The sequence below is a fragment of the Acetobacter fabarum genome (assembly GCF_040702925.2).
Taxonomy (GTDB): domain Bacteria; phylum Pseudomonadota; class Alphaproteobacteria; order Acetobacterales; family Acetobacteraceae; genus Acetobacter; species Acetobacter fabarum_B.
The window spans coordinates 67235-81676 of the sequence record NZ_JBFCXX020000001.1 but is presented as its reverse complement, the minus strand read 5'-3'; the positions used below and the strand labels follow the sequence as shown (position 1 = coordinate 81676).

Annotated in this window: 10 protein-coding genes; 8 read left to right on the top strand and 2 right to left on the bottom strand. The window is 60.2% G+C overall.

Annotation, left to right across the window (positions count from 1 at the left end; genetic code table 11):
- Positions 1 to 6: 6 nt before the first annotated feature.
- The 8 genes from carB to AB2L51_RS00335 all read left to right on the top strand — a co-directional run bounded on the left by carB (position 7) and on the right by AB2L51_RS00335 (position 11510).
- Positions 7 to 3261, top strand: coding sequence for a carbamoyl-phosphate synthase large subunit (gene carB / locus AB2L51_RS00370; protein WP_395580635.1), 3255 nt, complete (start codon positions 7 to 9; stop codon positions 3259 to 3261).
- A gap of 143 nt (positions 3262 to 3404) precedes the next feature.
- Positions 3405 to 3878, top strand: a complete 474-nt coding sequence (gene greA, locus AB2L51_RS00365; RefSeq protein WP_166110389.1) for a transcription elongation factor GreA — start codon at positions 3405 to 3407, stop codon at positions 3876 to 3878.
- Between the two features lies 1 nt (position 3879).
- Positions 3880 to 5076 carry a threonine ammonia-lyase gene (locus AB2L51_RS00360; protein WP_395580634.1) on the top strand — a complete coding sequence of 399 codons (1197 nt, stop codon included), beginning with the start codon at positions 3880 to 3882 and terminating at the stop codon, positions 5074 to 5076.
- A gap of 170 nt (positions 5077 to 5246) precedes the next feature.
- Positions 5247 to 6785, top strand: a complete 1539-nt coding sequence (gpmI, locus tag AB2L51_RS00355) for a 2,3-bisphosphoglycerate-independent phosphoglycerate mutase (RefSeq protein WP_395580633.1) — start codon at positions 5247 to 5249, stop codon at positions 6783 to 6785.
- Positions 6786 to 8231 carry a murein hydrolase activator EnvC family protein gene (locus AB2L51_RS00350; RefSeq protein WP_395580632.1) on the top strand — a complete coding sequence of 482 codons (1446 nt, stop codon included), beginning with the start codon at positions 6786 to 6788 and terminating at the stop codon, positions 8229 to 8231.
- 182 nt (positions 8232 to 8413) lie between these two features.
- On the top strand, positions 8414 to 9862 hold the full coding sequence (locus AB2L51_RS00345) for a S41 family peptidase (RefSeq protein ID WP_395580631.1): 1449 nt from the start codon (positions 8414 to 8416) through the stop codon (positions 9860 to 9862).
- Between the two features lie 26 nt (positions 9863 to 9888).
- The gene (locus AB2L51_RS00340) at positions 9889 to 11004 is read left to right on the top strand and encodes a divergent polysaccharide deacetylase family protein (RefSeq protein WP_395580630.1); all 1116 of its coding nucleotides are present in this window, start codon (positions 9889 to 9891) and stop codon (positions 11002 to 11004) included.
- Positions 11004 to 11510 (top strand): RNA pyrophosphohydrolase, encoded by a 507-nt coding sequence (locus AB2L51_RS00335; protein ID WP_395580629.1) that lies wholly within the window; start codon positions 11004 to 11006, stop codon positions 11508 to 11510. The genes AB2L51_RS00340 and AB2L51_RS00335 overlap by 1 nt, the downstream gene beginning before the upstream one ends.
- Before the next feature lie 133 nt (positions 11511 to 11643).
- Here AB2L51_RS00335 and AB2L51_RS00330 read toward each other — a convergent pair whose 3' ends face one another.
- Positions 11644 to 13221: a DHA2 family efflux MFS transporter permease subunit gene (locus AB2L51_RS00330; protein WP_395580628.1), complete on the bottom strand. Its 1578-nt coding sequence runs from the start codon at positions 13219 to 13221 to the stop codon at positions 11644 to 11646.
- Positions 13218 to 14426 carry an HlyD family secretion protein gene (locus tag AB2L51_RS00325; RefSeq protein ID WP_395580627.1) on the bottom strand — a complete coding sequence of 403 codons (1209 nt, stop codon included), beginning with the start codon at positions 14424 to 14426 and terminating at the stop codon, positions 13218 to 13220. The genes AB2L51_RS00330 and AB2L51_RS00325 overlap by 4 nt, the downstream gene beginning before the upstream one ends.
- Positions 14427 to 14442: the final 16 nt, after the last annotated feature.

Below are 14442 nucleotides of genomic sequence, written 5' to 3'. Positions count from 1 at the left end.
CGCATCATGCCCAAACGGACAGACATCCGCTCCATCCTCATCATCGGCGCCGGTCCCATTGTTATCGGTCAGGCGTGCGAATTCGACTACTCCGGCGCACAGGCCTGCAAAGCCCTGCGGGAAGAAGGGTACCGGGTTATTCTGGTCAACTCCAACCCCGCCACCATCATGACCGACCCCGGCCTTGCGGACGCCACCTATGTGGAACCCATTACGCCAGAAGTGGTCGAACGCATTATCCTCAAGGAAAAGCCAGACGCGGTCCTGCCTACCATGGGCGGGCAGACGGCCCTGAACACGGCCATGGCGCTGCATGCCTCGGGCTTTCTGGAAAAGCACAATGTTGAGCTGATCGGTGCCAAGGCCGACGTGATCGACCGTGCGGAAGACCGCCAGAAGTTCCGCGAGGCCATGGACGCCATTGGTATTGAAAGCCCGCGCAGCTTTATTGCCCATACGCTGGCCGAAGCGCATGAAGCGCTCAAGGAGATAGGCTTCCCCACCATTATCCGTCCCTCCTTTACCATGGGCGGCTCGGGCGGTGGCATTGCCTATAACCGGGAGGAGTTCGAGCGGATCATCCTCTCGGGGCTGGATGCTTCGCCTACCACGGAAGTGCTGGTTGAAGAGTCCGTTCTGGGCTGGAAAGAGTACGAAATGGAAGTTGTGCGCGACACCGCGGACAACTGCATTATCATCTGCTCGATCGAAAACATCGACCCCATGGGCATCCACACGGGTGACTCCATTACCGTAGCCCCGGCCCTTACGCTGACCGACAAGGAATACCAGCGTATGCGCGATGCCTCTCTGGCCTGCCTGCGCGCCATTGGGGTGGAAACGGGCGGCTCCAACGTGCAGTTCGGTGTAAACCCCGCCGATGGCCGCATGGTGGTGATCGAGATGAACCCCCGTGTCTCGCGCTCCTCGGCCCTTGCCTCCAAGGCTACGGGGTTCCCCATTGCCAAGGTCGCAGCCAAGCTGGCCGTGGGTTACACGCTTGATGAACTGAAAAACGACATCACGCGTACAACCCCAGCCTCCTTCGAGCCGACCATTGACTATGTTGTGGTCAAGATCCCGCGCTTTACGTTTGAAAAATTCCCCGGCGCACCGGCCCTGCTCTCCACCTCCATGAAGTCGGTTGGGGAAGCCATGGCCATTGGCCGCTCCTTCCCCGAAGCGCTCCAGAAGGGCCTGCGCTCGATGGAAACCGGGCTGCATGGGCTGGACCCCGTGGAAGCCCCCGGCGATGGTGGGGAAGATGCCTTCCGTGCAGCGCTCTCCCAGCCGCGGCCGGAGCGTATTCTCATGGCGGCACAGGCGCTGCGGGCCGGCCTGTCGGTTGAAGCCATTCACGAAGCCTGCAAGTTTGAACCATGGTTCCTGCGTGAGATGGAAAAAATCATCCGCGCGGAACGGGAAGTCGAACACCACGGCCTACCCAAGGATGCGCAGAGCCTGCGCCGCCTCAAAGCCCTGGGCTTTTCCGATGTGCAGCTCTCCCGCCTGTCGGGCACGCAGCCTGAAGAAGTGGAACATCTCCGCACAAAGGTGGGTGTCACCCCCGTTTACCGCCGGATTGACACCTGTGCTGGTGAGTTCGCCTCCGCAACGCCTTACATGTATTCCAGCTACGAAGGGCATTTTGCTCCCCCGATCTGTGAATCCAACCCGACGGACCGCGAAAAGATCATTATTCTCGGCGGCGGCCCCAACCGTATCGGTCAGGGTATCGAGTTCGACTACTGCTGTGTGCATGCCGCCTACGCCCTGCGTGAGGCCGGGTATGAGACCATTATGGTCAACTGCAACCCCGAGACGGTCTCCACCGATTACGACACCTCCGACCGCCTGTATTTTGAACCCCTGACCGCCGAGGACGTCATTGCCCTGATCCGTTGCGAACAGCGTAACGGCACGGTCAAGGGCTGCATTGTGCAGTATGGTGGCCAAACCCCGCTCAAGCTCTCCCGCGCACTGGAAGCTGCTGGCATTCCGCTGCTGGGCACGCCAGCAGATGCCATTGACCGTGCGGAAGACCGCGAGCGCTTCCAGACCATGCTGCACAGGCTTGGCCTGCGTCAGCCCGAAAACGGCATTGCCCGCAGCCCCGAAGAGGCCGAAAGCGTAGCCGAGCGCGTAGGCTACCCCGTGGTTGTCCGCCCATCCTACGTGCTGGGCGGCCGGGCGATGGAAATCGTGTATGACCGCGCCTCCCTCCAGCGTTACATGCGTGACGTGCTGCGGGTTGCCGGGCACGAAATTTCCTCCGGCCCGATCCTGCTCGACCGCTACCTGAACGAAGCGATTGAAGCGGACGTGGACTGCATTGCCGACGGTACGGACGTGTACGTGGCCGGTGTTATGGAACACATTGAGGAAGCGGGTATTCACTCAGGTGACAGCGCCTGCGCCCTGCCGCCCTACACCCTTTCCCCCGCCATTGTGACCGAGCTCAAGGCCCAGACCGAAGCCATGGCCCGCGAGCTTGGCATTGTGGGGCTGATGAACGTCCAGTACGCCATCAAGGATCAGGAGATATTTGTGCTCGAGGTCAATCCTCGCGCATCGCGCACCGTACCGTTTGTGGCCAAGGCAACGGGTGTGCCGGTCGCCAAGATTGGCGCACGGGTTATGGCAGGCAGCAAGCTGAACACCTTTAATCTGGACGACCGCGCCGTAGTGCCGCATGTGGCCGTCAAGGAAGCGGTGTTCCCCTTCAACCGCTTTGCGGAAGTGGACACCATCCTTGGGCCGGAAATGCGCTCCACGGGTGAAGTCATGGGGCTGGATACCTCGTTCGAGCGCGCCTTTGCCAAATCCCAGCTTGGGGCTGGCGTGCGCCTGCCCATGAGCGGCACGGTGTTCCTGTCCGTGCGGGAAAGCGACAAGCCCCAACTGCCCCCACTTGGCCGTCTGCTGGCGTCCATGGGCTTCAAGATCGTGGCCACACGGGGCACGGCGCGCAAGCTGCGTGAGTCCGGGATCGAGGTCAGCGTGGTCAACAAGGTGCTTGAAGGCCGCCCGCACTGCGTGGATGCCATTCGCTCCGGTGATGTGCAGATGGTCATCAACACGGCACAGGGTGCGCAGTCGGTGGCAGACAGTTTTGACATCCGCCGCTCGGCCCTTGTTCTGGGCATTCCGCACTACACCACCATGGCGGGCGCACGTGCGGCAATCCATGCGATTGCGGCAATGCGTGAAGGACCGCTTGATGTTGCGCCACTTCAGTCATACTTTAGCGGTTCGTTCTGAGCGCATGGGGTCGCCTTTAGGGCTGCCCCATCCGTTCCATGCCGGGCCAAACCCCACGAGTGTGAGGCGTCACCCGACGCGATTATTGTGTAACTACTGCGCCGGGCCTGCTGGCCCGGCAGCTTTTATTCTGGGGACACGTCTTGCAGAAAACTCCAATGACGGGCAAGGGTCTGCTTCAGCTTGAAGACGAGCTGCGCAAGCTGAGATCAGAAGAACGCCCAGCTGTTATCCGCGCCATTGCGGAAGCCCGCAGCCATGGCGACCTTTCGGAAAACGCTGAATACCATGCCGCGCGCGAGCGCCAGTCCTTTATTGAAGGGCGTATTCAGGAACTGGAAGAACTGATCTCCACCGCCGAGGTGATCGAGCCCTCTTCCCTGTCTGGCAGCCACATCAAGTTCGGTGCGACCGTGTGCCTTGTTGACGAAGATACGGACAAGGAAATCACTTACCAGATCGTGGGTCTGCACGAGGCGGACATCAAACAGAGCAAGATTTCCATCTCCTCCCCGCTCGCCAAATCCCTGATTGGCAAGCAGGAAGGCGACACCGTTTCCGTACCCGCTCCGGGCGGGGACCGGACTTACGAAATCCTGTCCGTCAAATTTGTCTGACATGATCTCCTTCGAAGATGTCACCGCCGCGGCCGAGCGCATTCGTGGCAAGGTTATCCGCACGCCAACACTGCCCTCCCATGCGCTCTCCCGCGCAACGGGGGCGGATATTACGCTCAAGCTGGAAAACCTTCAGGCCGTTGGCTCCTTCAAGGAACGCGGGGCCGCCAACAAGCTGGCTCTGCTGACCCCGGAGGAACGCGCACGCGGTGTTATTGCCGTATCCGCCGGCAACCACGCACAGGGTGTGGCCCGCCATGCCAGCCTGCTGGGCATTGACGCGGTGATTGTCATGCCCAAGTTCACGCCCACCGGCAAAGTGGTACGGACCCGCAACTGGGGTGCGCGCGTGATTCTGGAAGGTGAGACCTTTGCCGAAGCCCTGATGTTTGCACAGGACATGCAGGCGCGCGAAGGCCGGACCTTTGTGCACCCGTATGATGATGCCGCCGTTATGGCAGGCCAGGGCACCTGCGCACTGGAACTGCTGGAAGATGCAGGCGAACTGGACATGCTGGTAGCCCCCATCGGGGGTGGCGGCCTGCTGGCGGGCTGCTCCATTGCCGCGCGCGCTCTGCGCCCGAACATGGAGCTGATTGGCGTGCAGGTTGGATCGTACGATTCCCTTGCGGCTTTCCCCGGCCCGGCGACACACCCCAATGGTGGTTCCACCATTGCCGAAGGCATTGCCGTACTCCAGATTGGCAAGCAGACGGATGTGATCATTCGCAAGCAGGTGGACAAGGTTCTGGTTGTTTCCGAATGCGCGATTGAAAACGCCATTACCCTGCTGGCCGAAGGAGCAAAACAGGTGAGCGAAGGGGCCGGAGCCGCGGCTCTTGCTGCCGTGCTGACCTACCCCGACCTGTTCCGGGGTAAAAAGGTGGCTCTTCCCATCTCTGGCGGAAACATTGACAGCCGTATTCTGGCCAATACCCTCCTGCGCGCCATGCTGCGCGACGGGCGCATCCTGCGGCTGGTTATGGAAATTCCCGACCGCCCCGGCGTGCTGGCCGATATTTCCAAAACCATCGGGGAAGCTGGCGGCAATATTATAGAAGTCTCGCACCAGAGGCTTTTTGCCGCCCCCTCCGTGCAGGCCGCCCAGCTTGAGGTGATGATAGAAGCGCGTGACCCCGAACACGCAGCCCTTATTACCAAAGCACTGGAACGCACCTACATCGTACGCAGGGCCTGAAGGCCGGATGGCACTTTGGAATAAACCCTGAACGGGGTGGTGGAGGCCGTTCCACCACCCCGTTTTTGTATCCACCCGTCCGCCCTGCTGCGCGACCTCTTTATCTTCCCCGCGTTTTGGTGGCATTATTCACGCAGAACCAAAAAAACATAAAAATGAGGTCCAACACCATGTCCTCCATCCCTCAGCCTCCCAAGCGCACAGCCATGCTGGTCATTCTTGACGGGTTCGGCTGGCGTGAAGACCCGTCAGACAACGCGGTGCATCTGGCCAGAACACCCAACTTTGACCAGTTGTGGCAGGCCAACCCGCACAGCTTCCTGCGCACAAGCGGAGAGGACGTGGGCCTACCTGCGGGGCAGATGGGCAATTCGGAAGTCGGGCACCTCAATATTGGCGCAGGCCGGGTGGTCATGCAGGAACTGCCGCGTATTTTTACCGCCATTGAGGACGGGTCCTTGGCGCGCAATCCGGTTTTGACCGATTTTATTGCCACGCTCAAAAAAACCGGTGGCACCTGCCACCTTATGGGGCTGATCTCCACCGGCGGGGTTCATTCGCATCAGGACCACGCCGCAGCCCTTGCCCGCATTGTCAGTGACGCAGGCGTACCCGTGGCCCTGCATCTGTTTACCGATGGCCGCGATACAGCCCCCCGTTCGGCACAAACATACCTGCAACAGCTCCGCGCGGCTTTGCCTGCCAGTGTGCAGCTTGCCACCATATCGGGCCGCTATTACGCCATGGACCGCGACAAACGCTGGGACCGGGTGGAAAAAGCCTATAACGCTCTGGTCAGCGCAACCGGCCCGCAGGCCAATACGCCAGAAGAGGTTGTGGATGCGGCCTATGCGCAGGATGTATCGGACGAGTTCATTCTCCCCACCGTGCTGGCAGGCTATGCGGGCATGCAGGATGGGGATGGGATCCTGTCTTTCAACTTCCGGGCAGATCGCATCCGCCAGTTGATGGATACGCTGCTGGAGCCGGATTTTGCAGGCTTTGCCCGCAGCAGAACCGTGCATTTTGCCGCAGCTCTGGCCATGACCCATTACAGCGATGCTCTGGCAGAGCGCATGACCGTTCTGTTCCCGCCGGAAGAACTGACCAACCTGCTGGGCGAGGTGGTCGCGCAGGCAGGGCTCCGCCAGCTCCGTATGGCGGAGACGGAAAAATACCCCCATGTCACCTATTTCATGAATGGTGGCCGCGAAAAACTGTTTGAAGGCGAAGACCGTATTCTGGTGCCCTCCCCTAAAGTGGCCACCTACGACCTGCAACCCGAAATGTCGGCCCCGGAACTGACCGACAAGGCCGTAGCGGCCATTAAAAGCCGGGAATACGACCTGATCGTGCTCAACTTTGCCAACCCGGACATGGTAGGCCATACCGGCGTACTGGCCGCGGCCATTACCGCCGTGGAAGCTGTGGATACCGGGCTGGGCCGCATTGCCCGCGCGCTGGAGGAAGAACACGGTATCCTGCTGGTAACGGCCGACCACGGCAACTGCGAAACCATGAAAGACCCGCAGACAGGCGGCCCGCACACCGCCCATACGCTTAACCTTGTGCCCTTTATTGTTGCAGGCGCCAGCGCAACAAAACTGCATGATGGTGGCAAACTGGCTGATCTGGCCCCTACCCTGCTTGATGCCCTCAACCTGCCCAAACCCGCCGAAATGACAGGCCAGTCCCTGCTTGCGCACTGAATGAGCACTCCCGGGCCATATTTTTACGCCACAGGCCCTTCTGCCAGAACAGGTGGCACACTGGTCGGGGCAGCATTGCTGCTGGGGGTGGGCCTGTTCTGCCCCCTACAGGCAGTCTGGGGGACAGAGCACACACACCACGCCCGGCAGGCAGGGACCACCAGCGCGCACAAAAAAAAGCACGCCAGCCAACAGGGCGCACCAGCCCCGGATACGTCGTCCGATGCGCGCGCACCAGCCCACGGCAAGATGGGACATTCCGTTTTGCAGGCGCAGGCGGCGGTAGAAGCCGCGCGCGCGCAGCATATGGCCATGGAGCAGGAAAAAAAACGGCAGGCCGCGGCCATAGAGGCTTCCCGTCTTAAAAACGAAGCCGCACAGGCAGCAGCCATGCAGGCCAGAAATCAGGCACTCGCCCTGTCTGCGGCAACCGTTGCCGCAACCAGCCAGTTGCATGATACGGAACAGCAGATATCCGACCTGAGCGAACGCATTAACACAATCCGGAATGAGCAGCGTGGCCTGCAAAACGCCCTGCGCACCAGCGCGCAGGCCCTTGCTCCCATTCTGCCACTGGCTGAACGCTTATCCCTTTACCCGTCCGATACCCTGCTCGCAGCCCCTGTACCACAGGGGGAGGCCGTAACCGGGTTTTTGATCCTGCGGGGGTTGTCACGCCAGATGGAGGTACAGGCACAGGGCATGCGGGCCCAGCAGGCGCGCCTGAGTGCCGTGGATGCGGACCTTTCCACCCAGTATGCGACCCTTGCAGGGCTAAAGCAGAACCAGCGCCAGCAGCGTGATACCGTACGCCAGCAGGCGGCCCGTGCCCGCATAACCCAGCAGCAAGCCAACAAACTGGCCCAGAATACTGCGCAGCAACTGCTTGCCGCAACCCAGCGCGCCTCCAGCCTGCAGGATGCGATTGCCCGGCTGGATGCTCTGGAAGAAACCGCCCGTGCCGCCCTGCAGCGCGAAATTGCCACTGCCGAGCAGGCCCATCAGACCGAGCGGGCACGGACCGCCCGCCAGCAGGAAGCCACACTCAGCCAGAACGAGGGGCCGGGTCTGGCTGAACGCAGCACGGGTACGGGGGCACAGCCTGTCGCAGGCAAACTGGTTTCGGGCTGGGGGGTCGCCAGCGATTCCGGCCCCACAACCGGCATGACCTACCGCACCCCGCCGGGTGCAAGCGTGCGTGCCCCCTGTTCTGGCAGTGTGGACTTTGCCGGGGCGTTCCGCAGCTACGGGCAGATGGTTATTTTAAACTGCGGGCGACATTACCGCTTTGTTCTGGCAGGACTTTCCGACCTGAGCGTGGACACAGCGCAGAGTTTGACAAAAGGCGCACCCGTGGGACACATGAGTACAGCAGGCAGTTCCGCCACACTTTTCATTCAGTTGCGTAACGGACAAAAAACCGTCAACCCCGCTCCGTTTCTGTAAAGAGAGAGGCGGGTTGCGCGCTCAGGCTGTTTCCCTCTGTTGCGGAACACGCTAGTCTTGCGCAATATGCCGCCATGCTCCGGCACGGCGCGCAACGCACCCGACCCTGGTTGGTGCGCGCATTTGAAAAGACAGGAAGAACAAGCGCACGGGCAAAGCCCTGCGACAGGAGACAAGATCGCATGAAGTTCCGCACAGGTCTGATGCTCGGCGCCGCAGCCATGACCGGCCTTGCCCTGACTTTTCACCCCGGATACCACAATGGCGCTGGGTTCCTGAGCACACCAGCTCAGGCGGAAAGCACCACCCCGGACGCCTCCCCCACCACCAACCATGCGGAAACCTACCGCCTGCTGACCCTGTTTGGCACGGTGCTGGATCTTGTGCGGGCGGACTATGTTGAGCCTGTTTCCGACCGGGACCTGATCACCAACGCCCTGAACGGCATGCTCAGCGGTCTGGACCCCCATAGCTCATACATGACCCAGAAACAGTATGATGACATGATGGTGCAGATGAAAGGCGAATTTGGCGGCCTTGGGCTGGAACTCCAGCAGCAGGACGGCCACATCCGCGTTGTATCCCCCATTGATGGCACACCGGGCTTTCGCGCAGGGATCAAGCCGGGCGACTACATTATTGCCGTGGATGGCCACACCATAGACGGCACGCCGCTGGATGAAGCGGTTAAAAAAATGCGCGGCAAGGCCGATACCAAAATTACCCTGACCCTTGTGCGCGAAAAAACACCCAAGCCCATTACAGTCACCCTGACGCGTGAGATCATTCATATCGACGTGGTCAAATCTGCTCTGTATGACCGGATTGGCTACCTGCGCATCGCCCAATTTAATGAAACCACGGAAAAAGAACTGCTCAAGGGCTACAACACCCTCAAGCAGCAGGCTGGTGGCAAGCTGGGCGGTCTGGTGCTGGACCTGCGGAATGACCCCGGTGGCCTGCTTGATCAGGCGGTAGAGGTATCCTCCAGCTTCATCCGCTCGGGCGAGATTGTCTCCACCCGCGCACGCCATGCCAAGGACAGCCAGCGCTGGGATGCGCATGGTACGGATATTACGGACGACCTGCCCATGGTGGTGCTGATCAACGGTGGTTCGGCCTCCGCGTCAGAAATTGTGTCCGGCGCATTGCAAGACCACCATCGCGCCGTGCTTATTGGTACACGTACCTTTGGCAAGGGCTCCGTGCAGTCCATTATTCCCATTCCCGGCAACGGGGCCGTACGCCTGACCACAGCGCGTTACTACACGCCTTCTGGCCGCTCCATTCAGGCTCTGGGCATTACACCTGATATTGTGGTCAAGGAAACGCGTGAAGACCCCGCCTTCAGCCTGCGCGAAGCGGATTTGGAGCATATCCTTAAAAATCAGGGGGGCAACCAGACCAAGGCGCAGCCCCGTACCGACCTGCCCGCCATTGCCAGGATCATTCCCGACCAACCCCCCGCCAACTGGCCGGAGTTTGAATACAACAAGCCCAATACGGACTTCCAGTTACAGGAAGGCCTGCGTGTTGTACGCTCCATGGCTGGCCTGCCAGCCCCCGACCCCACGGCATCTCTGCCTCCGGTCAAGCCAGCGGCCAAAACCGACTGTTCAGCCCATAACTAACGCGTAGCAGGTACAAGGCAGTGGTCATGCAGACACCTTCCCTATGGCAGCAACTGCCAGCCAATGGCCGGCTGTTCATCCGCTTCTGGGGCGGGGCTTTTGCTGCAACGGCTGCCTTGGCTCTGGCTCTCCAGATGATGGGACCACCTCACCTGATTGCCGGTGGGGACGATATTGATGCCATGACGGAACCGGGCAATAAAACCGGCACTGATGCCCACCTTGTCAACATTCCCTCTCCGCAGGCGGGGCTACTGGACAAGACCGTTGGACCGGGTGGCTTCCCCCTGCCCAAGCGCGGGCCACATGGCGCCCTGCCACGGCAGATTTACGCAGCCCCCACCGTGGACGTGCCCCCCGGTGCGCCAATGGTGGCCCTGCTGGTGGATGGTGTTGGCCAGTCTGAAGACCTGACAAAAGAGGCCATTGCCGCCCTGCCCGGTCAGGTATCGCTCGCCGTCTCCCCTTATGTGGCGGACCCGGATGCCATTATGGAGGCAGCCCGCCAGCACCAGCATGAACTTCTGCTCTCCCTCCCCATGCAGGGAGATGCGGCAAAAACGGGCACTGCGGGCAAGGAGACCTCCGCCGACAGCGAAGGCCCCAAAGCACTGGGTGTTCTGCTTTCTGCCCAGCAGAACATGGAAAACCTGAACTGGTCTTTGTCCCATCTGGCAGGGTATGTGGGGGTCACCAATGCTTTTGACGGGCAGAATGGTGGCGGGTTCCCCAATTCCAGCGGGTTCAAGTCCATTCTCTCAGCTCTGGACCAGCGCGGGCTGCTTTACCTGAACGCAAGCCCCGATACCCGTATCGAAAGCAGCAACGCAGTCGGCACGGCGGATGTGAGCATCAACACTGACGAAGATATTGTGAATATCGACATCCAGTTGCTCAAACTCCAGCAGCTTGCCCGCCAGAACGGGCGTGCCATTGGTGTGCTTGGCCCCCTGCGCCCCGTTGCTCTGGCCTGCCTGCGGGCGTGGCTGCCCCACCTCAGGGATGTGGGCATAACGCTGGTGCCCGTCAGCCAGTTGATCCAGCCCACCGACCCGGCCAGCCTGCCCCAGCCTGCCAGCAATGGACAGATGCATGTCAACCTGACCAACCCGGCCCCCCGCATGATGGGAGGCAGCCACTAATGCCTGTTGACCCAAACACCCTGCCCTACCGCCCTAATGTAGGGGCGCTGATTTTTAATGCCGAAGGCCGCGTGCTTATTGCCCGCAGGACCGACATGCCCGGTGCAGGCGGCCCCCTTTCGCAGGGGACATGGCAATGCCCGCAGGGCGGGATAGACGAAGGGGAAGACCCCCGCACCGCTGTCCTGCGTGAAGTGGGGGAAGAACTTGGTACAAGCCACGTCCATATTCTGGCCGAACACCCCGAATGGATTGCGTATGATCTGCCAGCAGCGCTGATTGGCCATGCCTTTGGCGGGCGCTACCGAGGTCAGACCCAGAAATGGTTTGCCCTGCGCTTTACCGGCACCGAAGCCGACATTCAGCTGGACAGCCACCTGCCTGCCGAATTTGATGCGTGGATGTGGATCGACCTGCAGACTTTGCCCGACTGTTCCGCCGGTTTTAAAAAACCGATTTACGAACAACTGGTCAGGGACTTTGCCCACCACGCTGTGGCAGGCTGAACCACAGGCTCCGTACCTTCGCGGCACCGCAACGCACGACAGCAGAGCGACCCAGCAACAAAAAGCCATTGGTCCGGGAGCAAACATCCCTGACCAATGGCTTTTTTAATACTGGCCTTACGCGGGATGCGCGTTAGTGAGCGCCTCTGGCTTTTCCATCACCTCTGATGGGGGAAAGCAGAAAGCAGAGCGGCACACACAGAAATGCGCCAATACCCAGAATCATGAAGACCTCATTATAGGACAACATGGCCACCTGACGCGAAAATTCCTGAAACAGCGTGTGCTGCGCCACGGTATCGGCCAGTCCTTCTGGCACGCCACGCCCTATGGCTGCCTGTCTTACCTGTTCCTGATACGCATTGAACGGCTGATGAAACGGCGTCATCCAATCCACCATATAGGACTGATGCGCCTGTTTGCGCTCGGTCAGCATGGCTGTGGCACCAGAAATAGCCAAAGACCCCAGTACGTTACGCGCCATGCTGAACAGGGCCGAAGCGTCAGGGTTCAGCCGTTCGGGAATAGTGGAATACGCAATGGTGGAAAGCGGCACAAACAGAAAAGCCAGGCACGCCGTCTGGCTCATGCGGTACAGCATGAGGTGTTTGAAATCCAGCAATGGCAGCAACTGGGCGGAATAGAACAGGGATACCCCCATAAGCGTAAAGCCTATGGCAATCACGTTGCGCACGCTGGTCAACGTCATCAGCTTACCCACCACGGGAATAAGCACGATAACGGCAATACCACCGGGGGAAAGCAGCAGCCCGGACAAGGTTGCCGTGTACCCCATAACCTGCTGGGCAAACTGCGGCACCACAATGGCTGAAGCATAGAGCAAAGCCCCCATGGCGCCCATAAGAGCCGTACCCACGGCAAAATTGCGATCCCTGAAAACACGCAGGTCCACAGCGGGTTTATCGGTACGCAACAGCCAGAAAACGGCACCTGTCAGGCCCAGAAAAGCCAGAACACCCATCATGCGGATAAAGGTTGAGCCAAACCAGTCCGCGTCCTCCCCGCGGTCCACCATGATCTCAAGGCAGCTAAAGCCCAGAGTAATCAGGCTGATGCCAATAACATCTACCGGGGCCTTCTGCTTTTGCGCCCATGGAGGGTCTTCCACCACCGTCATAACCCCCACGGTGGTCAGAAATCCGAATGGCACGTTGATGAAAAAGATCCACCGCCATGAGAAGTTATCGGTAATCCACCCCCCAAGGGTCGGGCCGATAACCGGCCCCACAACCGCGGCAATGGCGGTCAGCCCAAAGGCTGCCGCGCGTTTGGCGGGGGGGAAGCTATCCAGAATAATGGATTGCTGGTTGGGCTGTAGCCCGCCACCAAAAAACCCCTGCATAAGCCGGAACACAACCAGCTCACCCAGACTGGTCGCCATGCCACACAGGAAGGACGAGACCGTGAACATGACAATACAGATAAGAAAATAGCGTTTGCGACCAAACACTTTTCCCAACCAGCCAGAAATGGTGAGCACAATGCCATTGGCCACCAGATAGGCTGTGAGCGTCCACGTTGAATCATCATACGTGCTGGAAAGACTACCCGCGATATGCGGCAGGGACACGTTGACAATGGTGGTGTCCAGAATCTCCATGAACGCTGCCATGGTCACCACAAACGCAACGGTCCATGGATTATGCTTTGGCTTCCACCCAGCCGACACAGCCCCTGCCTGTGCGGTCATGGAGCGGCCTGCCCGCCGTTACCCACGCCTGCGCTGGAAGGTGCAGCGGACGGAGGAGCATCGGAATGGCCCTGCGTATCTACATGCACAGTGGGCTCAACAGACAGGCCAAGAGCCAGCGGTTGATCGGGGTTCAGACCATCATCAATCAGGATTTTAACAGGCACACGCTGCACGATCTTGACGTAGTTGCCGGTCGCATTTTCGGGCGGGAAGGCGCTAAAGGTCGCCCCCGTGCCCTTTTGCAGCGAATCAATATGCCCGTGCAGCTTAAGGCCGGGGTAGGCATCCACCCGGATGTCCACCTTCTGGCCGGGACGCATTCTGGTAATCTGCGTTTCCTTGTAGTTGGCGACAACCCAGACTTCGGGTTCCACAATGGCAAACAGGCTCTGGCCCTGACGGACGTAGTTGCCCTGCTCGATGTTACGCTGGGAAATCCAGCCATCATGCGGGGCACGGATAACGGTCCATTCCACGTTCAGCGCGGCGGAAACCAGACTGGCCTGCGCGGCCCTGACCTGCGCTTCCTGCTGCGAAATCTGCACTGCCGCGTTTTCGATATTCGGCTGGACGGGCTGGGCCATCTGCACCGCACCTTCGGATGCCATGACCCGTGCCTGTGCTGCCTCCAGCGCAGCCTTGGCGTAATCTATATCCTGCTGGGACGTTGCGGCACGTTCCACACCATGCTGGCGGCGGTAGTCTGTTTCCGCCCTGAAAAGCTGAGCCTTGGCATCGGCCAGCTGGCCCTGCGCCTGCAACAGCCTGCCGGGGAATTCCAGCAGCGCCACGCGGTGCATCATATCGCTCGCCTGTGCGGCGGCCTGCGCATTGGCCAGTTGCGCTGCGGCCTTGTCTTTTTCCGCCACCCAGTCACGCGGGTCAATGCGGGCCAGAATCTGGCCTTTGCGCACAAACTGGTTATCGTTCACCAGCAGTTCGGTCACGTAGCCACCCACATGCGGCGCAATGATAATGGAGCGCCCTGCGGTAAAGGCGTCGTCCGTTTCCACCTCATTACGGGTCATGAACCAGTAGAGCCCGCCTGCCACAACCAGACAGCCAATCACGCCGGAAAGAATAACCTTGCCCCGGCTGCTCTTTTTGGCCTGCGGCTTATCGGCCGATGGCTGATCCGCAGCACCATTCTGCTCCGGCGCAGGGGGAGATGATAAAGACTGCTCGTTATGGTCGTCGGCCATTCTGTTCCTTGCCCTC